At 70.0% G+C, this 17,720-nt stretch carries 17 protein-coding genes and 4 pseudogenes; 6 read left to right on the top strand and 15 right to left on the bottom strand.

Translation table 11 applies throughout. The features are described from left to right. Nucleotides 1-23 precede the first annotated feature (23 nt). A complete protein-coding gene (locus tag ABZS54_RS03255; RefSeq protein ID WP_355530425.1) occupies nucleotides 24-419 on the bottom strand; it encodes a restriction endonuclease fold toxin-2 domain-containing protein in 396 nt (131 codons plus the stop codon). Nucleotides 420-1,072: 653 nt separating this feature from the next. On the opposite strand from ABZS54_RS03255, the pseudogene ABZS54_RS03260 reads away from it, so the two are divergent. Next, nucleotides 1,073-1,281: pseudogene (locus ABZS54_RS03260) on the top strand (IS630 family transposase); the annotation flags it as partial. A 12-nt stretch (nucleotides 1,282-1,293) separates the two neighbouring features. Here the strand turns inward: ABZS54_RS03260 and ABZS54_RS03265 are convergent. Beyond that, nucleotides 1,294-1,665, bottom strand: coding sequence for a cupin domain-containing protein (locus tag ABZS54_RS03265; protein ID WP_355530428.1), 372 nt, complete (start codon nucleotides 1,663-1,665; stop codon nucleotides 1,294-1,296). A gap of 108 nt (nucleotides 1,666-1,773) precedes the next feature. Here ABZS54_RS03265 and ABZS54_RS03270 point away from each other — a divergent pair, with 108 nt between their 5' ends. Further along, entirely contained in the window at nucleotides 1,774-2,619 is an 846-nt protein-coding gene (locus ABZS54_RS03270) for an AraC family transcriptional regulator (protein WP_355530431.1), read from the top strand. On the opposite strand, the gene ABZS54_RS03275 is transcribed toward ABZS54_RS03270, so the two are convergent. From ABZS54_RS03275 to ABZS54_RS03290, 4 genes and pseudogenes are all read right to left on the bottom strand, one after another. Beyond that, nucleotides 2,562-3,248 carry a flavin reductase family protein gene (locus ABZS54_RS03275; RefSeq protein ID WP_355530433.1) on the bottom strand — a complete coding sequence of 229 codons (687 nt, stop codon included), beginning with the start codon at nucleotides 3,246-3,248 and terminating at the stop codon, nucleotides 2,562-2,564. The two genes, ABZS54_RS03270 and ABZS54_RS03275, sit on opposite strands and share 58 nt — an antisense overlap. Nucleotides 3,249-3,600: 352 nt before the next feature. After that, nucleotides 3,601-3,741: pseudogene (locus tag ABZS54_RS03280) on the bottom strand (ATP-binding protein); the annotation flags it as partial. A 366-nt stretch (nucleotides 3,742-4,107) separates the two neighbouring features. Continuing rightward, nucleotides 4,108-4,392 carry a multicopper oxidase domain-containing protein gene (locus ABZS54_RS03285; protein ID WP_355530655.1) on the bottom strand — a complete coding sequence of 95 codons (285 nt, stop codon included), beginning with the start codon at nucleotides 4,390-4,392 and terminating at the stop codon, nucleotides 4,108-4,110. Between the two features lie 404 nt (nucleotides 4,393-4,796). Then, a pseudogene (locus tag ABZS54_RS03290) lies at nucleotides 4,797-5,439 on the bottom strand (transposase family protein). Between the two features lie 95 nt (nucleotides 5,440-5,534). Here ABZS54_RS03290 and ABZS54_RS03295 point away from each other — a divergent pair. Further along, on the top strand, nucleotides 5,535-6,122 hold the full coding sequence (locus ABZS54_RS03295; protein ID WP_355530436.1) for a hypothetical protein: 588 nt from the start codon (nucleotides 5,535-5,537) through the stop codon (nucleotides 6,120-6,122). Nucleotides 6,123-6,438: 316 nt separating this feature from the next. Here the strand turns inward: ABZS54_RS03295 and ABZS54_RS03300 are convergent, their stop codons facing one another. Continuing rightward, entirely contained in the window at nucleotides 6,439-7,101 is a 663-nt protein-coding gene (locus ABZS54_RS03300) for a response regulator transcription factor (RefSeq protein ID WP_355530438.1), read from the bottom strand. Continuing rightward, on the bottom strand, nucleotides 7,076-8,248 hold the full coding sequence (locus ABZS54_RS03305) for a sensor histidine kinase (protein ID WP_355530441.1): 1,173 nt from the start codon (nucleotides 8,246-8,248) through the stop codon (nucleotides 7,076-7,078). Before ABZS54_RS03305 ends, ABZS54_RS03300 begins: the two co-directional genes overlap by 26 nt. A gap of 175 nt (nucleotides 8,249-8,423) precedes the next feature. Between ABZS54_RS03305 and ABZS54_RS03310 the strand changes: the two genes are divergently transcribed. Then, nucleotides 8,424-10,694, top strand: a complete 2,271-nt coding sequence (locus ABZS54_RS03310; protein WP_355530444.1) for an MMPL family transporter — start codon at nucleotides 8,424-8,426, stop codon at nucleotides 10,692-10,694. 83 nt (nucleotides 10,695-10,777) lie between these two features. Beyond that, on the top strand, nucleotides 10,778-10,942 hold the full coding sequence (locus ABZS54_RS03315; RefSeq protein WP_355530670.1) for a hypothetical protein: 165 nt from the start codon (nucleotides 10,778-10,780) through the stop codon (nucleotides 10,940-10,942). 128 nt (nucleotides 10,943-11,070) lie between these two features. Here the strand turns inward: ABZS54_RS03315 and ABZS54_RS03320 are convergent, their stop codons facing one another. Both ABZS54_RS03320 and ABZS54_RS03325 read right to left on the bottom strand, forming a co-directional pair. Further along, complete coding sequence (locus ABZS54_RS03320) at nucleotides 11,071-11,445, bottom strand: fic family toxin-antitoxin system, toxin component (RefSeq protein WP_355530447.1); 375 nt, start codon at nucleotides 11,443-11,445, stop codon at nucleotides 11,071-11,073. Further along, a complete protein-coding gene (locus tag ABZS54_RS03325; RefSeq protein WP_355530450.1) occupies nucleotides 11,442-11,657 on the bottom strand; it encodes a hypothetical protein in 216 nt (71 codons plus the stop codon). Before ABZS54_RS03325 ends, ABZS54_RS03320 begins: the two co-directional genes overlap by 4 nt. A 253-nt stretch (nucleotides 11,658-11,910) precedes the next feature. Between ABZS54_RS03325 and ABZS54_RS03330 the strand changes: the two genes are divergently transcribed. Further along, nucleotides 11,911-13,242, top strand: coding sequence for an NADH-quinone oxidoreductase subunit D (locus ABZS54_RS03330; RefSeq protein WP_355530453.1), 1,332 nt, complete (start codon nucleotides 11,911-11,913; stop codon nucleotides 13,240-13,242). Between the two features lie 399 nt (nucleotides 13,243-13,641). Here the strand turns inward: ABZS54_RS03330 and ABZS54_RS03335 are convergent, their stop codons facing one another. The 5 genes and pseudogenes from ABZS54_RS03335 to ABZS54_RS03355 all read right to left on the bottom strand — a co-directional run bounded on the left by ABZS54_RS03335 (nucleotide 13,642) and on the right by ABZS54_RS03355 (nucleotide 17,525). Then, a complete protein-coding gene (locus ABZS54_RS03335) occupies nucleotides 13,642-13,986 on the bottom strand; it encodes a DUF6603 domain-containing protein (RefSeq protein ID WP_355530456.1) in 345 nt (114 codons plus the stop codon). Between the two features lie 85 nt (nucleotides 13,987-14,071). After that, the gene (locus tag ABZS54_RS03340; RefSeq protein WP_355530673.1) at nucleotides 14,072-14,230 is read right to left on the bottom strand and encodes a hypothetical protein; all 159 of its coding nucleotides are present in this window, start codon (nucleotides 14,228-14,230) and stop codon (nucleotides 14,072-14,074) included. A gap of 63 nt (nucleotides 14,231-14,293) precedes the next feature. Next, a pseudogene (locus ABZS54_RS03345) lies at nucleotides 14,294-15,561 on the bottom strand (bifunctional class I SAM-dependent methyltransferase/N-acetyltransferase). Nucleotides 15,562-15,596: 35 nt separating this feature from the next. Further along, nucleotides 15,597-16,694, bottom strand: coding sequence for a ribosome small subunit-dependent GTPase A (gene rsgA, locus ABZS54_RS03350; RefSeq protein ID WP_355530459.1), 1,098 nt, complete (start codon nucleotides 16,692-16,694; stop codon nucleotides 15,597-15,599). A 165-nt stretch (nucleotides 16,695-16,859) separates the two neighbouring features. Continuing rightward, on the bottom strand, nucleotides 16,860-17,525 hold the full coding sequence (locus ABZS54_RS03355; RefSeq protein ID WP_355530462.1) for a hypothetical protein: 666 nt from the start codon (nucleotides 17,523-17,525) through the stop codon (nucleotides 16,860-16,862). Between the last annotated feature and the right edge of the window lie 195 nt (nucleotides 17,526-17,720).

The following is a 17,720-nucleotide window of genomic DNA, read 5'->3' on the forward strand; positions in this document are numbered from 1 at the left end:
ATCCTCCGGGTGGTGCGATGTGGTCAGGGGGTGAGGACGACGCGTCCGGGTGTGTGGTGGGTGGCCATGAGGATCTGCCAGTAGGCCACGCTCGGCGCGTGGTTGGTGTGCAGCTCGACGTTGCGTATCCGGCCCTTTGCTTCGGTGACGGCGTCGTTGTATCGGCGTATCTCGGAGTCGTCCTGTTCGAAGATGTTCTTGTCCCAGATCATGGGTTCGTTGATCTGTGAGTCGGCGAGTCTGACCTCGGTACGGCAGGTCGATTTCGTGTTGCGTACGTTCTTGGCCTCGACGATCGCGCCGTCCTCCGGGCGCAGTCCGTCCGCTCGTCGTGCTCGGCGACCGGCCCGAGGACTTCGCGCTGGCCCAACTCGCCCGCCAGGCCCGCGGAGCCACGCAATGGCTGCCAGGGCCTGCACTGGCCTGGCATCACCTGCCCCTCCCCCGGCACGCGGAGCCCATCACCGTGGTCAGCGTCTCCCTCTCGGAAGAAGAGATCCGCGCCCACCTCACCGACCGTTGGGGCACCCGGGGCTTCCGGATCCGGGGCGAGGACACCATGCCGATCACGGTCCTGTCCCCCGGCGAGCTCCCGCTGACCGGTCGCGATCAGATGGCCCTGCTCAACGCCTGGGACATGCCGCTGTCCCTGCCGGTGGAGGAGACTTCGGACGGGTCCCTCGTCTCGTCCGTGCGCATGCCCATACAGGTCCCCGCCCCGCTCGACGCGGCCCGGCACCGCTGGCAGGTGGGAATGATCTCCGTCGGCCACCCCATCCCGGCCCTCCCCGACCTGTGCGGCCCCACCCTCGTCACGGCCGGCGACGAGCGGGAGACGTTCGTGCGCGCCGCGGACGGCGGCATCACCTACGCCTCCGACCGGGTCGACTTCGTCCCAGCCGGCGCGTCGCTGGCCGGCTCCCTCGCCGGCCCCAAGCTCGTCTGGCCCTCTATCACCGGCATCCGTGTGGACCCGTCCCGTCAAGGATCCGGGCGGATCGGTCGCGGGAGCCGTGCGCTCCACCCGGCCTACGGGCACAACATGGTGGCCCTGTCACCTGGCCTCTTGGGCCCGATCGAGGCCCACTTCGGGCAGCTGCGGCAGCTCACCATCGCAACTCCAACCATCGCAACCACACCGTGCAGACCCGGGCCCTGCACGGCTGCCTGCGCCGGCCCAACGCCCGCCACCCTGACGTCTTGGCCGCCGAACGCCGCGAACGCGCCCGCATCCACAGCGGCATCCGCTGGGGCGGACGCCCCGGCGCATCCGCAGCCTGACCGGTCACAGCGTCAGCCGAGGGTTTCGGCCGCCTTGGTCATCGGCCCTCCCGCGTCACCGGTATTCATCGTTCCTGCCGGTTCGAACAAGAGGATCGCGGTCTCCTCATCTGCCACGGGGCAGTGCTCGACACCGCGGGGAACCACGAACAACTCACCGGGTTCCAGCACAACATCGGCATCCCTGAGCCGGATCGTCAGCCGTCCGCTGATGACCAGGAACAGTTCATCGGTGTCCTCGTGGGTGTGCCAGACGAATTCCCCCTTCAGTTTCGCCAGTTTGACCTCGTAGTCGTTGAGCACAGCCACTTTCTTCTGCGACCACAGCTCGCTGAACTGCGACAGCTTGTCGGCGAGGTTGACAGGAACAACAGACGCGGACATCCGGCATCCTTCCTCAAGGCCGGTCAACCGGGAGCGAGTCTTCGAGCCCTCCGACCGGCGTCACGAGCCTGCCGCCACCGGACCCCGCCGGTCTTGTACGTTCCTGACATGACCGGAGACCGACCCCGCACGTCCATCACCGCCTGGAGACCGTCGGTCCCGGGGATCGCCGAGGTCTTCCACGCACACTTCACGGACCACGCGTACCCGGCCCACACCCACGACACGTGGGACCTGATGATCCTCGACGACGGCTCGGTCGACTTCGCACTCGACCGAAGCCGCCATGGGGCGACCGGTACCGCAAGCGTCCTCCTGCTGCCTCCGGGTGTCTCCCACGACGGGCGCACCGTCACGGCGTCAGGCTTCCGCAAGCGCGTCCTCTATCTCGACGACTCCGTACTCCCGCAGCGTTTGGCCGGCCGTGCGGTGGGCGCCCCGGTCATCCACGACGGGCTGCTGCGCCATCGGATCCACCAACTGCACGTCGCTCTCATCCACGCCGAAGACGGGTTCGAAGCCGAGTCCCGCCTCTCGTTCATCCGTGAACGGCTCCATTTCCACCTCGACGCGCTCAAGCCCGGCACACCGGGACGTGAGGCAAACCGGCTCGCCGCCGAACTGCGCGAACTACTGGACTCACGAATACCCGCCGGCATATCCCTGCACGATGCCGCCGCCATCCTGCACGCCCACCCCACGCACCTGATCCGCTGCTTCAAGCAGACCTACGGCCTGCCGCCACACAGCTACCTCACCGGCAAGCGCATCGATCAGGCACGTCGACTCCTCCTCGACGGCCACCGGCCCGCCGAAGTCGCCACAACCGTGGGATTCCACGACCAAGCCCACCTGAACCGACACTTCTCACGCCATGTGGGCACCACACCCGCGCGTTACAAACGCACTCGCATCGGTTCTGAGGCAGGGCCCTTCGGACCGCGGGGTGTCTGACTGCGGTAGGTGTGGCCGAGTTCCGGGCCGAGTCCGAAGTAGTGGCGAAAGTTGTAGACGAGGGGGCTCCAGGCGGCGGGGTCGATGTGGTCGGTGCCGGGAACGACGATGCGGGAGTCGGCGTGCACCTTGTGTACGGCGGCCTCGACGATGACGAATTCTCCGGAGGCGTCCGGTTGCACCCGCTCGGCGCGGGCCTCCAGCTGGATCGGGCATTCGGCAACGCGAGGCGGACGGACCAGGTGGGACGGTTCGGCGGTCAGACGGGCCGCGCCGAACTTGTCCGGCTCGAAGCGGACGCCCTGGGCCTTGGTCGAGGGCACCGGGTTCCGTCCGGTCAGTGGTGCCAGTCGCTCCACTGCCGGCCACTGGGCGGGGGCCGGCAGGTTGATCACCACGTCGGGCCGGTCGGCGAGGTTGAGTGCGGTCTGGCCTTCGCGGCCCAGTCCGAGCACGACGGTCCGTCCGAGTGCCCATGCGGACGACATCGGGGCGAGGTTGAACGAGCCGTCCGCATTCTCCGTCGACACGAGTGCCACCGGCGTACCGAAGTACAGGATGCTCGGCTCGATCTCCATGTGGGCGACTGCTGTCCGTGCGGGCGGGGTGCTGCGGGGTGCGGAGTCCATGGAGGCCACGCTAGGGTCCGGTCACTTCGGCGGCGACCGAAGTGTCAGGGGTGACAAGGGTCCGCATGAACCACGCTGCGCACGCCCCGGGCCGACCCCGATCCGGCCCGGGCGGCCCAGCTGCCGATCCGTGTCGGCTGCGGAGGTGCCCGGCAGTCCCCCGGCCCGCGGCCTCGTGGATCACCGCCGCCAACGCAGTCCGGAACGCCCAGGTGTTCCTCGTCGCCCGAGTCCGGGAGCACGAGGCGATCCGTCGTTCGAGTTCCCTCACGAGAACGAGGAATGCTTCAGCGGGCGATCCGGCCGAGGATCTTCCGCGTCGATCGGTGGTGTGCCACGCATCGCGACGCTCAGGGCTGGGGTCGTCGACCGCCACCTCGATGGCGTCGGGACGATCACTCGAACGAAGCGTGTAGGTCCCGCCGCCGTGGCGCAGGGCGTTGGTCACCGGCTCGGACACGACCAGTAGGACCGTCTCGGCGACCTTCGGGGCGATCCCCGGCCGCGAGAGGCCTTCCGGGAGGGGCCCGGCAGGCGCGGCGGGAGCAGGCTGTCCTGCAACGTGCGCGCCAACGCCGCCGACGCGCGCCCCACCCCGCCCGCCCCGGAACGGGACCGTCGTCAAGCAACCCGACAGACGGCCTACGGGTGTTGCGACTTGCGTGTCGCCCCCGGCCGGGTTCGCGCGCACGGCGAACGGCCGTGTCCCACGTCGAGCCGTCGAGCCGGCCCGGGTGCCGGTGTCACGGTGAACCGCCGGCCGACCACCCTGTTTCCGGCACGTCCGGGACATCACGACGATGGCCGGCGGCCTCATCGACTGCGCGGTCCCGATTGCCCTTCGCCGAGGCGGACGGCCCTACGAGTGGGCGTGGGCGTGGCCGTCGGCGCCGGGCCCGGCCGGTTCGTACCGGGGTGGGGTACCGGCCCGCTGTCCGGGATCGACGACGACGAACTGATCCATCATTCCCGAGTCTTCGTGGTAAAGCAGATGGCAGTGGTACATGTACGGCGTATCGGGGTCGGCGGGTTTGTCGAATTGGAGCGCAATCCGAACCGTCGCGCCCGGTGTGATCAGGACCGTGTCCTTGGGGCCCCTCAGTGGTACGGGCGGTACCGGCCCCCTCGAGGAACGTCGCCGCATCCTGGACGAGGCGCCCGAACCCTGTCCATAAACCCGCCCCGCGTCGAAGCCTCGGCACTCGGCGAGGAAGCCGCCGCCCTCGGCGCCGTACGCGCGGCACTCCTGCACGTCGAACAACGACTGTTCAACCCCTCCTCCGCGGCCGACTGAAACGATTGCGGCGCGGGCGGCTCTGGACTCGCCTCCGCAGGCGTGCCGCGCGAACTCGGGTTCTTCTCGCGAGGCTGCACTCAAAGGGGGTCCGCGCGGCCTTGCCCGGTCCCGGCCGTTTGTGGACTGCCGGCGCTGCGGCGCCCGCGGATGGATGCGGTTCACGTGCAGAAAACACAAAATGTCACTCCGGTTCCTAAAGGTTGTCTCGTAACTCACGAAGTGAGCCGCTGAAGGCGGTTCTTGACGTCCACTCAGCTGGTCAGGGCGAGATTGTGCATGTGAGCGATCGCGCTGACGGCCCAGAAAACGCCGTCTCCCTTGCGGCGGCAGTCGCGCAGGACCTTCCAGTTCTTCATGCGGGAGAAGACGTGCTCGACGCGAACCCGGACCCGACGATGATCGCGGTTGTGCTCCTCCTTCCAGGCCACGAGCTCGACCTGCCCGACCGCACGGCGATGCGGGATCAAGGCGCAATCCCTCGGTAGGCACCGTCCGCCAGGACCGTGGCGTCACCGCACGCCGTGTTCACCCCCGACTCGGCGAACGCCCGGCAGTCGTTGCGGTTGCCGGGCAACGGGCGCCCGACCGCGGCCTCGCCCGTGGCGGGTCGAGCGCGAGAAAGGGACTGTGACGGTCGACGATGCGGTGGGCCGCCGCGTGCGAGACACCGAACAGCGGGCCGAGTTGGCGCATGGTCAGGTTCGTCCGCAGATACAACGCGACCATCAACACCCGGTCCTCCAAAGCGAGAACCCACGGCCGGCCCGGCCGCGAGGGGTCCAACGCGTGACCACCCCGAACCCGAACAGCCCGAACCAACCTCCGGAACTGCGGCACCGTCAACCCGGTGAACACCGGAACCAGCTCACGATCCGCAGACGAGACGACCTGCATGCACTGACCAACGCGCGTACGCCATCCGAGTTACGAGACAACCTTTAGGCTGGCCGTTGCTCGTTCAGGCCCGTATGGGCTCGGCAGCGGGAGGGATGTCGGCGCGATTCGGGCAGGACGAGGAGTCCGCGACCTCGCTTGATCTGCCGTCGGTGGTGGAGACCTACACGCGCAAGGCGGCGGACCTGCGCCGGCGGTGCGGCGCCCTTGCGCGTGAACTTGCCTCTGCCGAAGCCGAGTTGGAGTTGGAGTTGGCCGAGGCTCGTCGCGTGGTCCTTGCGGAGGTCTTGGACGAGGTGAACACGAAGCTCGTCGAGGACCACTCGGCTTCCGGGGTCGCGTCCGCCGAGCTCGTGGTCGGGGAGGTGCCGGTCGACGGACCCCCGGATCGGACGGTCGAATCGCCCGAGCGGCGGATCGGGGCCACGACGGCCCTGGGTGGGACGCGGGCCGGGCACGGGAAGCTGGGTGACGCCATCGTTCGCGTGCCGGCCACATCCGGTCGGTCCATGCGCGTTCGTGAGGTCACCGAAAGCCTGGGGCGCGAGACGACGCGGCCGAATCTGGAGACGACGCGGGTGACGATCAAGCGTCTCGTGAAGAACGGCACCCTGGTGGAACTGCAGAAGGGCCTCTATCGGATCGCCTCGACGGGGCCGTCCGAGGAGAGAGGGGTCGCCTGACGCGCCGCCACCACGAGCATGAAAACGGCCCTCCCCGAAAGGAGGGCCGCCGCGTCGGTCGAGGATTAGGGCGCGCATCGAGTCGTGATCATCGGGTGGTCCTGGTGAGGTCTTTGATCCAGATCATCGAGGCGTGCAGGTGGAGACCCGGCGAGGTAGCTGTCGGGAGTCTTGTCGTATCGGATGTCTCACCGTCCCAGTTCCGGCCTCCTGGTACATCACGCTCTGGGGCGGGTGAGGCACGTGGAGCCGACGTGAGCCGACCGGTGCACTGATGTCCGGGCGGGGACTCATGGGACATGGCCCGGCACCCGGCTCAGGTTCCGGGGAGGATACGGCGCGTTTCGTAGGCCCACATCGCGATCTCGACCCGGTTGCGGGCGCCGAGTTTGGCCATCAGGCTGGCCAGATGGGTCTTCACCGTGCTGAGGCTGATGTGCAGTGCATCGGCGATCTCGGTGTTGGTCAGCCCGCGAGCGACGGCGAGGAGCACCTGCTCCTCGCGGGCGGTGACGGGGGAGACCGGCTGGGCCACGGGCCGGCCGGCGGGCAGGTCCGCGAATGCCTGGAGCAGGCGGACGGTGACGCTGGGCGCAATGAGCGCCTCACCGCCGGACGCCGACCGTACGGCCTGGGCCAGAAGGTCTGGTCCCGTGTCCTTGAGGAGGAATCCGCGGGCGCCGGCACGCAGCGCGCCGTAGACGTACTCGTCGAGGTCGAAAGTGGTGATGACGACCACGGCCAGCGGGTCGGCGACGCCCGGGCCGGCGACCGACCGGGTGGCCTCGAGCCCGTCGATCACGGGCATGCGGATGTCGAACAGGCAGACGTCGGGGCGCAGTTCGCGGGCCAGACGTACCGCTTCCTGTCCGTCGGCGGCCTCGCCGACCACCTCGATGCCGGGCTGGGCGTTCAGCATGATCCGCAGCCCGGTGCGGATGATGGTCTGGTCGTCAGCGACGAGGACGCGGATGGGCACCGCTCTCGGTCCTCCCTCTCGGCAGCTCGGCTTCGACATGCCATCCCTGTTCGGCGCCGGGGCCGGCTTGTAGTTTGCCGCCGAGCAGGGCAGCGCGCTCGCGCAGTCCGGCAAGTCCGTATCCGGCACGGCCTCGGCCGGTGCGGTGGCCGTTGTCGCGCACGCTCACCCGTACCGTGTGCCGTTCCGCGGTGACCCGGACGACGACCTCGGTCGCGTTGACCGCATGGCGCATGGCGTTGGTCACCGACTCCTGCACAATGCGGTAGACGGCCGCGTCCACGGCCGGGGGCAGCGTGTCCAGTTCGCCGCAGAGCCCCAGGTCGACCCTGAGGCGACCACCCGGGTTGCGCACCAGGCGCTCCAGATCCGCGACACCGGCAGGCGGCGCCAGCTCGGCGCCGGCTCCGCGGTTGCGCAGCGCGGTGACCATGGCTCGCATTTCCTCCAGCGTGCGCGCCCCTTCCTCCTCGACTCCCTCCAGCGCCTCGACGGCGGCGGACGGGTCGGTGCCCGCGAGCACCCGGCCCGCCTGGGCGCTGATCACGATGGCCGAAACGTGGTGGGCCACCGTGTCGTGCAGTTCCCGGGCGAGCTGCTCACGCTCGCGGGAGCGCACCTGCTCCAACTGCCGCTCGCGACCGGTCTCCCGGAAGCGCACGGCAGCCCCGATCAAGCCGGGCAGCAACAGGAAGACAAAGCCCCCGACTTGTTCGGCGGCCGGGGTTTCGTCCGTGACGGCACACAGCGCGAAGGCCGTGAGGATCACCGCGCTGCCCAGCACGATCTCCCGTCCCGATCCCCACCGGGGCAGCGCATACACCAGCACGAGCACGACCGCGCCGGTGTCCAGGCCGACGGGCTCGCGCGGTGCGGCGACCAGCGAGGCCAGCTGGAGCAGGATCACCGAGCCGAACGCCAGCGTGACCATCGCCAGTGGGCGGGTCCGGCGCCACAGGGGCAGCAGGCACAGCCATACGGCGAACACCACCGCCACCGGCCGCCACACGACGTTCTCGCGCAGGGTGGCCTCCAGCACCACACCGCCCAGGCCCGCGGCGGGCAGCGTCCAGTCCCGCCACAGCCGGGCGGGCGCGTCGGGCGGCCGGGGTTCGGTCCACAGGGTTCGCAGGTCGTCTCGCAGCACGGTTCTCAGCCTAGGGGCCGCGCCGTGCCGCGCATCGGCCGAAAGGACGGGGCGTCACTCCGCCCTTGGGCCGACGGATCCGCGGCCCGCGAGCCGATGCCGCAGAGCGCCGTGGCGACGAACCTCGGCATCGGCGGCCGTACAAGGACGGCCGCCGAGGTGGTTGGAGGAACCGATGCTCTCGAAAGCCCTGTTGCGCCTGGGCGCAAGCGCCGCCCGCCATCCCTGGCGGGTGATCGCGGCATGGCTGATTGCCGCCACGCTCGCCGTCCTCGCCGCGATCGCCATCGGCGGGCGGACCGCGGATTCGATGACCGCTCCGGGACTGGACTCCCAACGGGCCGCGCAACTGATCGAGCGGGCCGGCACCGGCCAGGAGGGGATGACCGCCCAAGTGGTCGTCACCCCCCTCGACGGCGGTGCGACGTTCTTCGACCACGGCAGCGCGCGCACCGCTCTCACGCGGCTGCAGACCGAGGTGCAGCGGCTGCCGCACGTGCTCGGCACGAGCGACCCGGCGGGGGCACTCGACGCAGGCGGGGACACCACCGTGCGCGGCGGCCTTGTCTCGGCCGACGGGCGGATCGCGGTCGTCCGGGTGCAGTACCCCGACCAGAGCCGGCTGTCGGCCGAAGACCTCGACGCCCTCGTCGATCTCGGCGACCGGCTGCGCGCCGAACTGCCCCTGCGCATCGAGATGGGCGGGAACCTCTTCTACGCCTTCTCCGACCCCGACGGCGGCGCAAGCGAGCTGATCGGCATCCTCGCCGCGGCCGCGATCCTGTTCCTGGCGTTCGGTTCGCTCGTCGCCGCCGCGCTGCCGATCGGCATGGCGGTCTTCGGGCTGACCGTCGGGGTTGCCGCGATGACGGTACTGGCGGGGGTGACGGACGTCCCGACCTTCGCCCCTGTCCTGGGCAGCATGGTCGGGCTCGGAGTGGGCATCGACTACGCGCTGTTCGTGCTCGCCAGGCACCGGGAGTACCTCGCGCGCGGGCTCGATCCCCGCGAGGCGGCGGGGCGAGCGGTGGCCACGGCGGGGAGGCCCGTGGTCTTCGCCGGCGGCACCGTCGTCGTATCGATCCTCGGCATGGCGGTCGCGAACGTACCGTTCATGACGGTGGGCGGGCTCGCCGTCTCGATCGTCGTCCTGACCATGGTGCTCGCGTCGGTGACGCTGCTGCCGGCCTTCCTCGGCGCCGCCGGCCCACGCCTGGCCCGGGCCGGCCTGATCGGCCGGGCTCTGCAGACCAGGAAGCCGGCCCGACTCGCACGGCGGCGGGACCCGGCGGCAGGCGCCGCCCACGCCGCCGGGTGGCGTCGCTGGATCGGGCACGTCAGCCGGCACCCGGTGCCGTACGCGGTCGGCGCGGCGGGGCTGCTGCTGACCGCGACGCTGCCCGTGCTCGGCCTGCGCGTCGGCCTGCCCGACGACGGCTCACTGCCCCACACCCGTACCGAGCGCCGGGCCTACGACCTCGTCGCCGAGGGGTTCGGCCCGGGCGCCAACGGTCCCCTCGTCATCGCCGCGGACCCCACCGGTGATCCGGGAGTGCTGGACCGACTCGTCGCAACGGTCGCGGCGGATCCGGGCATCGCATCCGTCGCGCCGACGCACATCGATCGGGCCACCGGCATCGCGACCCTCGTGGTGTTCCCGACCACCAGCCCTCAGGACAAGGCCACGGCCGACACCATCGCCCGGCTGCGCACCGACGTGCTGCCCACGGCGATCGGGCACGGCCCGGCCAGGGCCCACGTCGGCGGCGCCACCGCGAGCCTGTCCGATGTGGGCCAACGCACCAGCCAACGCCTGCCGGTGTTCGTCGCCACCGTGCTGGCGATGTCGTTCCTGCTGCTGATGCTGGTCTTCCGCTCGATACTCGTACCGCTCAAGGCGGTCCTGCTGAATCTGCTGAGCATCGGCGCGGCCTACGGCATCATGGTCGCGGTCTTCCAGTGGGGCTGGGGAGGCGCACTCATCGGGCTGGAAGCGACGGTTCCGATCGTGTCGTTCATCCCGATGTTCCTCTTCGCCATCCTGTTCGGCCTGTCGATGGACTACGAGGTGTTCCTCCTCTCCCGCGTACGCGAGGAGTACCTGCGCACCGGCGACAACGGCACGGCGATCGTCGAGGGCGTCTCGGGCACCGCCCGGATCATCACCTCGGCCGCCCTCATCATGGTGGCGGTCTTCCTGTCCTTCGCCGTCGCCGAGGACCCCTCCACGAAAATGTTCGGGCTCGGCCTGGCCACCGCGATCTTCATCGACGCCACGGTCGTACGCATGGTGCTGGTACCGGCGACCATGACACTCCTCGGCCGGACCAACTGGTGGCTGCCGAAGTGGCTGGACTCGATGCTTCCCCGCGGCTCGGTCGGCACCGACGACACCGACGCGGAATCCACGGGTGAGGCCCCGCGTCCACGGCTGGTTGACCGTTGACTCAACTCCTGCCCGCCCTTGGCATCCGGCACCTCAGCGCGTCACCTGGGGGCACATCGAGTCGTGATCATCGGGTGGTCCTGGTGAGGTCCTTGATCCAGATCATCGAGGCGCGCAGGTGGAGACCGGCGAGGTGGCTGTCGGGAGTCTTGTCGTATGGCGGCGCGCTGCTCGCCGAGGGCGGCGACCTGCCGGACCCGGCCCGCTTCACCCGGTTGCTCACCGACCGCCTGGCCCGGAGCCTGTAGCCGGCGGGGGCGGGCCGGCCACGACGTGTCCGGCCGGTCGCGCCCCGGGGTGGGCCACACAGGTGTGGCGACCGGTGCGGGTTGGGCGGAACAACGCAGCCGTGGGTGGGTGTCGCCGGGGAGTGGGTTCAGGCGGTCCAGGTTTTGAGGACGGCTGCGATGTCTGGGATGGTGCAGGTGTCCTTGCGCAGTTCGGTGACCAATGCGGCGATTTCGTTGCGGCCGAGTTTGGTGTCGATCCCGCATGCGGTGAGGTAGCCGTGGGCCACTGCGACCGCGACTGTCATGTTGGAGCGCTCCAGCCAGGTGATGCGCCCCAGGGTCTGGCACAGGGCGGCGGCACGGACGAATGGGCCGCTGTAGACGTCCCGTCCCGCGAGGACGGCCGCGTGGCGGGCGACTGCGGCGATGGGTAGGCCGTAGTCCTCGGGGGCCGGGTCGCGCTCGCCCGCCTCGCGGGCGACCTCCAGGATCCAGGCGAGGTCGACGCTCGGATTCGTCACCGGTTCGCCGTCGCGAGGTCTTCGATGAGGTCGCCGTATCCGGTGATGACCTCGCGGGCGCCTTCGAGGAAGCGCTCGCGTACGCCGTCGTTGTCGCGGCGCACGAGTTGCTCGATGTAGTCGTTCAGCGGCATGTGCCGCGTCTCGGCGGCCTGTCGGGCCATCTCGGCGGTCTCGTCGGTCATCCGCACATTCACCTGGGTCTTCGCCATGACACAGAAGGTACCACCTGATACCAGCAGCGGGCCGGCCCGATCGTCGCAGGTCCCGCCTCCACGGCGCAGCGGGCGCCGCGCACGCGGGGGGTCGTCGGGGAGCTTCCACGCGTACCGGCCCGAGGGGTGTTGCCGCTGCGATTGGCCCGGTGCGGAGGGGGTAGCGGTGATCGAGGTCGGCTCGGGCTTCGAGCGCGCGGACAGGGGCGCGGTGGGGGCGAACATTCGACATTGGATCCAGGAGCCGGATATGGCGCACCGTGACGACAGAGGTGGTTCCGACGACGCGGTGCCCGCGCGCGAGGTGTACGTCGACGCCGGGCAGGATCTCGCCGATGCGGTCGTCGAGATCGGCGCCGGGCCGGACGAGCGCATCGTGGTCAATCTGGGGCCGCAACATCCGTCGACGCACGGGGTTCTGCGGCTCGTGCTCGAACTCGACGCCGAGCGGGTCGTGCAGGCGCGTCTGGGTATCGGGTACCTGCACACCGGGATCGAGAAGAACTGCGAGTTCCGCAACTGGACCCAGGCGGTCATGTTCGTGACGCGTGCCGACTACCTGATGCCGGTGTTCAACGAGGTCGTCTACTGCCTCGGCGTCGAACGACTGCTCGGCATCTCCGACCAGGTCCCCGAACGTGCCCGGGTCATCCGGGTGATGCTCATGGAACTCAACCGGATCTCCTCGCATCTGGTCGCCATCGCGACCGGTGGCATGGAGTTGGGTGCGCTGACCGTGATGACGTACGGCTTCCGCGACCGGGAGCTGATCCTCGACGTGTTCGAGGCGATCACCGGGATGCGGATGAACCACGGGTACGTCCGGCCCGGCGGTCTCGCGCAGGACCTGCCCCCCGAAACCGAGGCACAGGTCCGTGATCTCCTGCGGGTGCTCCCCGAACGGTTGCACGACTACGAGCAACTCCTCGACGACAACGCGGTCTTCCGGTCCCGGACGGTCGGCGTGGCGTACCTGGACCTCACCGCCTGCATGGCGCTCGGCGTCACCGGGCCGATCCTGCGGGCCGCCGGGCTGCCGCACGATCTGCGCAAGACGCAGCCGTACTGCGGCTACGAGGACTACGAGTTCGACGTGCCGACCCGCGACGGCTGCGACGCCTACGACCGGTACCTGGTGCGGGTCGCGGAGATGCGGCAGTCGCTGCGGATCGTCGAACAGTGTCTCGACCGGCTGCGGCCGGGCCCGGTGATGGTCGCGGACAAGAAGATCGCCTGGCCCGCGCAACTCTCGCTGGGACCCGACGGGCTCGGCACTTCGCCGGAGCACATCGCCACCATCATGGGCACGTCGATGGAGTCGCTGATCCATCATTTCCGGCTGGTCACCGAGGGCTTCGCGGTACCGGCGGGCCAGTCGTACACCGCGGTGGAGTCGCCGCGCGGCGAACTGGGCTGCCACCTGGTCTCGGCGGGCGGAACCAGGCCGTACCGCGTGCACCTGCGGGACCCGTCGTTCGCCAACCTGCAGGCGGTGGCGGCGATGGTCGAAGGCGGCCTGCTCACCGACGTCGTCGCGGCGCTGGCCGGCACCGACCCGGTCCTGGGCGGCGTGGACCGCTGACGGCGGCGGCACGATCTCTCCCGGGCAAAACCTCTCCACCCCCTTCGGCACGGGTCCGACACCGACGGTTCCCCGTGCGACCAACTGGAGCCTGCGGGTCGATGTCTCGCCGGTCTCCGGCGTCCCGGCTCACTACATCTTCTGCGTCGCGCTGGGCCTACCGGTTTCGTTGGTCTACTGAGCCGGTTTGAACGTGACGGTGACGGTGTCGTGCATGCGGTGAGACTGGGGGTCGCGCTTGCCAATGCCCGACAACGACAGGCCACATGGCGGCAGAACGGATCGGGGCCCTGACCGGGCTCGGAATGCGATGGACATAGCCACGACCACGAACGACGAGGGTCCGTCGGAGGATCCGGTTCCCCGTCGGGCCCGCGCGGACGAGGCCGTTGGGCGGTTTCAAGAATCCGACCCGGCGTGAGGTTCGTTGTCGCCCGCCCCGCCACCGCCCGGCGAGGCGATGCCGCGGCTGGGCCTCGGGACGGGGCGAGAACACGCCTCCGGCGCGGGACCTCCGCCCCGCGACGCCCCGAGCGAGATCCCGATGCCCACCCGGAAGTGAAACGGCTTCCAACTGATCAACAGGTGCGCGTACGCGCTCAGCCACGCCTTCAGCGCCCCCGAGGAGTACCGCACGTCCGCTTGGGACTGCCCACCCCGGCCCTGCGGGAACGCGTGATCCTGACACGCCACCGACCGGGCGGAGCCGCGCCGACCGAAGCTGACCGGAACTCTCCGACACATGACCGGATCGCCCCCAAGGCACCGCCCCGGCCGGCGGGCGTACGAGGGCGGGCACCGCGCGGCAAAGGCACCCGGAAGGCCACGATCACCCGCACTCGTCCGCCGCGGCCAAGGCCTCCAACGCGGCCCGCAGGCTCTCCCCGACCAGTTCGGCCCGGTTGAGTCGACGCACGGCGGCCAGTACGTGCGTGGAGTCGGTCCGCTGCCGTCCGCCGCCTCTGACCAGCCCGTCCCTGCCTTGCACGACCTGGGCCGCAAGGGGCTGTGGTACCCCGGGTGTTTGAGCCCCGGGGCACCACAGGAGGGGTCAGACGCCGAACGCGGCGGGGTACTGGATGGTTCCGGCGGGGACCGTGCGGGCGTTGTCGAGGGCCATGGCCATCATGGCCTCGTCCGGTACCTCGAAGGGTGCGCGGATACCGAATCGGGAGGCCGGTGTGAAGCCGAACCGCGGGTAGTAGTCGGCGTGTCCCAGGACGAGGACGAGGTTTTCGCCCATGGCCCGGGCGGCGTCGAGTGCGGCGCGGATGGCGGCGGAGCCGGCGCCGGTGCGCTGGGCCGAGGGCAGCACCGCGCAGGGTGCCAGGGCGAGAGCGGGCACGCCGTCGACGTGGCAGCGGGTGAGCAGCGCGTACCCGGTCGCGGTGCCGTCGGGGGCCGCGGTGACCATGGACAGTCCGTCGATCCACGCCTTCGGGTCGGCGCGCAGGGCGTCGACGATGTCGGCCTCCAGGGCGGTGGGGAAGGCCGCGAGGAGAATGTCGCGGATGGCGGAGATGTCATCGGTGGTCTCGGAACAGGCGGTCCAGGTGGTCATGGTTGTGTCCTCGGTGGTGTCGGGGGTGTGGTCGTGGGGGCGGAGGATGTAGACGGCGTAGTTGTAGTCGCCGCCGTGTTCGCGCCGCATGTCGATCTCTGTCCGGTGTGCGGCCAGGGCCTGCGGCATGCCGGGGTGCTGCGGGTCAGCTCGGTCCGTGCGCTGGGTGAGCGGCGTGTGGTACTCGTCCCACCAGTCGCTTTCCGGCAGCGACCGCTCGCGTGGAGACGGTAGCCGGCGGCCTGTGCGGCGTCGGTGTTCGCGGCTTGGGTGCGCAGCGGGTAGACCGCGTCCCGGTAGGCGCGCACTGAGGCAGCGGGGCTGGGCACGGTCCATTCGATTTCGGTGGCGACGAGGACGCCGCCCGGGGCGAGCAGGCGACGCCAGGCGCGCAGGGCGACGTCGAAGCCGACGGTGTAGACGGACTCCTCGGCCCAGATCACGTCGAAGCTGTGATCGGGGACGGGCAGTTGGTCCATCGAGCAGTTGACGACCGTGATCCGGTCGCCCGGGCCCCGGCGGGCCGCTTCGGCGACAAGGCTGTCCAGGTACGGCTGGTGCAGGTCGACCGCGGTCACGTGCGCGCCGGCTTCTTCGGCCAGCAGCAGTGTGGAGCGGCCGGGGCCGCAGCCCGCGTCGAGGACCCGCGGGTGCTCGGGCAGCGGTCCGGCCGTCTCCAGCGCGTGCCGTGTGGTGGCGTCCGAGCCCGGGCCCTGCCGTGGCAGGTCGTGATGCAGGGTGAAGAACGCCTGCGTCACCGGGTCGCCGCCGGGGGTGGGGGTGTCGTTGTCGTTCACTGCCGGTGCTCCCGGAACTGGTAGGTGGCGCGCAGGTGGCGCGTGATGTCCTTTCTGGTGGCCTCGCGTTCGGCGCGCAGCCGCGAGTCGGTGCGGGAAGCGGAGTAGGCGTTCTCCCGCAGCAGTCGGCGGTAACTGTCCAGACGGCGGTGGGGAATCTCGCCTGCCTCGACGGCGGCGAGCACCGCGCAGCCGGGTTCGTTCACGTGTGCGCAGTCCGTGAACCGGCATGCCTGTGCGAGGTGCTCGATCTCGGCGAAGGTCTGTTCCAGCCCGCTCTGGGCGTCGTGGAGACCGATCGCGCGCAGGCCGGGGGTGTCCAGCAGGACCCCGCCGCCGGGTAGCGGGAGCAGTTCCCGCCAGGAAGTGGTGTGTCGGCCCTTGCCGTCCACCTCGCGGACGGCGCCGGTGGCCAGCCGGTCCTTGCCCAGGAGCTGGTTGCCCAGGGTGGACTTGCCCGCTCCGGAAGGGCCGAGCAACACGATGGTGCCGTTCAGGACGGCGGTCAGGGTGTCCAGGCCTTGTCCGGTCACGGCGCTGGTGACCAGTACGTCCACACCGGCAGCAACCCCGGACACCTGCTCCTCGGCAAAGGGCAGGTCCGCGCATGCGTCGGCCTTGGTGAGCACCACGACCGGCTGGGCGCCGCTCTCCCATGCCAGGGCGAGCATGCGTTCGGTTCGACCGTGCTTGAGCGGCGCCGCGAGCGACACCGTCACCACGACGGTGTCGACGTTGGCGGCCAGGACCTGGCCGTGCGAGGTACGCGAAGAGGAAGAGCGCACCAGGGCGGTGCGACGTTCCAGCATCGCGTGCAGCACCGGCGCGCGGCCGGTGGTGACGGGGCGCAGTGCCGCCCAGTCTCCCGTGCACGGCGCCGACAACGGATCACCGTGATCGTGGGTGCCGGGAATTTCCGCACGGACGATTCCGGCGTCGGTGACTGCTTCGCACGAGCCGCGTTCGGCCCGCACGATGCGGGCGGGGATCAGTCCGGCGGCGCGATGGGGTGCGAAGGCGTGCTCACACGCCTCGTCCCAGCCGTAGTCCGCCAGGGAATACGGTTGAGCATGATGCCAAGAGGATTGAGACAACTTAGGGACCCTTGAAAAGGGACCCCGATCGGCACAGTGGATTGCCTTCCGCGAGCTGTCAGAGCTCTTGCGGGGGCATCGACGTCAGGTCAGACCGGGGCCCGGGACGTGAGGATGGTCCGGCGGGCACTGCACACGGCAGTGGCCTTGGCGACAGACATCAACTCACCTCCCAATTCTGGTCCCGCAGTGACCTGGTCGTCTCTGCGCCAGTGATGCTAGCACCTCCCTTCCCGGCTTCGGACAATGTCGGGAACGGAGGTGAGGCTCGGGCTCGGCGACCGCCCAGCTCTGCAAGTCGAGGTAGAACGTGCGGACCTTCAGCAGGACGCCGTCCATGTCGAGCCGCGGCCGGCCGCCGGGCAGGACGGAGATGGTCTCCTTCCACTGCTGGTAGGTCTCCTCGCTCAGCCGCAGATCGGCCTGATGGGGGTTGACCTTGTCGACGTTGCTCCAGAAGGTGCCGGGCAGGACGCACGACAGTTGGCGAAGCGAGGAGTGGTCCAGGTCGGCGGCCCGGCGCCGCAGGTATTCCACCAGCAGGTCGCGCACGTCGGTGTTGCGCGCAGATGTTGCCGGTCGACGAGCTCCTCGACGGTCTTCTGTCCGCCGACGAGCGCGGCCCGCAGCACGTGCGGAGCCGACGGCGGGAAGTGCCCCATCTAACGAGTAGTGCAGCAGCACCTCCGGCGTCAGGTCGGCCAGAGAGATCCCGAACACGGTCAGGGCCCACGCGACATCGAACAACGCGGTGCGCTGGGTCGAGGGAGAAGCGCCGGACGCTTCGACCGCGGCGTGGAACTTGTCCAGCAGGGGGTCCTTGGCCGCCAAAGTCGAGGGCGTAGTTCGGATACGTATGGCCGCGGAAGGCGTCCAGGCTCGGCCGGATCACCCGCAGGCAGAACAGTTGCCGCGTGCCCGCGATGAACAGCGTCCGCAGTTTCTTGTTCCCCCCGCCCAGGTCGCCGGGGTTGGTGCCGTACTCATCCAGTCCGGCCGCTTCCCATCGCTGCTGCCAGGTCTCGC

Origin of the sequence: Embleya sp. NPDC005575 (genome assembly GCF_040605455.1) — a bacterium.
Lineage (GTDB): Bacteria > Actinomycetota > Actinomycetes > Streptomycetales > Streptomycetaceae > Embleya.

What these genes read in the sequence shown, in the direction of transcription:
- ABZS54_RS03265 (WP_355530428.1), bottom strand. Translation starts at nt 1,665, where the DNA reads ATGTCCGCGTCTGTTGTTCCTGTCAACCTCGCCGACAAGCTGTCGCAG.
- ABZS54_RS03270 (WP_355530431.1), top strand. Translation starts at nt 1,774, where the DNA reads ATGACCGGAGACCGACCCCGCACGTCCATCACCGCCTGGAGACCGTCG.
- ABZS54_RS03275 (WP_355530433.1), bottom strand. Translation starts at nt 3,248, where the DNA reads ATGGACTCCGCACCCCGCAGCACCCCGCCCGCACGGACAGCAGTCGCC.
- ABZS54_RS03285 (WP_355530655.1), bottom strand. Translation starts at nt 4,392, where the DNA reads ATGCGGCGACGTTCCTCGAGGGGGCCGGTACCGCCCGTACCACTGAGG.
- ABZS54_RS03295 (WP_355530436.1), top strand. Translation starts at nt 5,535, where the DNA reads ATGTCGGCGCGATTCGGGCAGGACGAGGAGTCCGCGACCTCGCTTGAT.
- ABZS54_RS03310 (WP_355530444.1), top strand. Translation starts at nt 8,424, where the DNA reads ATGCTCTCGAAAGCCCTGTTGCGCCTGGGCGCAAGCGCCGCCCGCCAT.
- ABZS54_RS03325 (WP_355530450.1), bottom strand. Translation starts at nt 11,657, where the DNA reads ATGGCGAAGACCCAGGTGAATGTGCGGATGACCGACGAGACCGCCGAG.
- ABZS54_RS03330 (WP_355530453.1), top strand. Translation starts at nt 11,911, where the DNA reads ATGGCGCACCGTGACGACAGAGGTGGTTCCGACGACGCGGTGCCCGCG.
- ABZS54_RS03335 (WP_355530456.1), bottom strand. Translation starts at nt 13,986, where the DNA reads ATGTGTCGGAGAGTTCCGGTCAGCTTCGGTCGGCGCGGCTCCGCCCGG.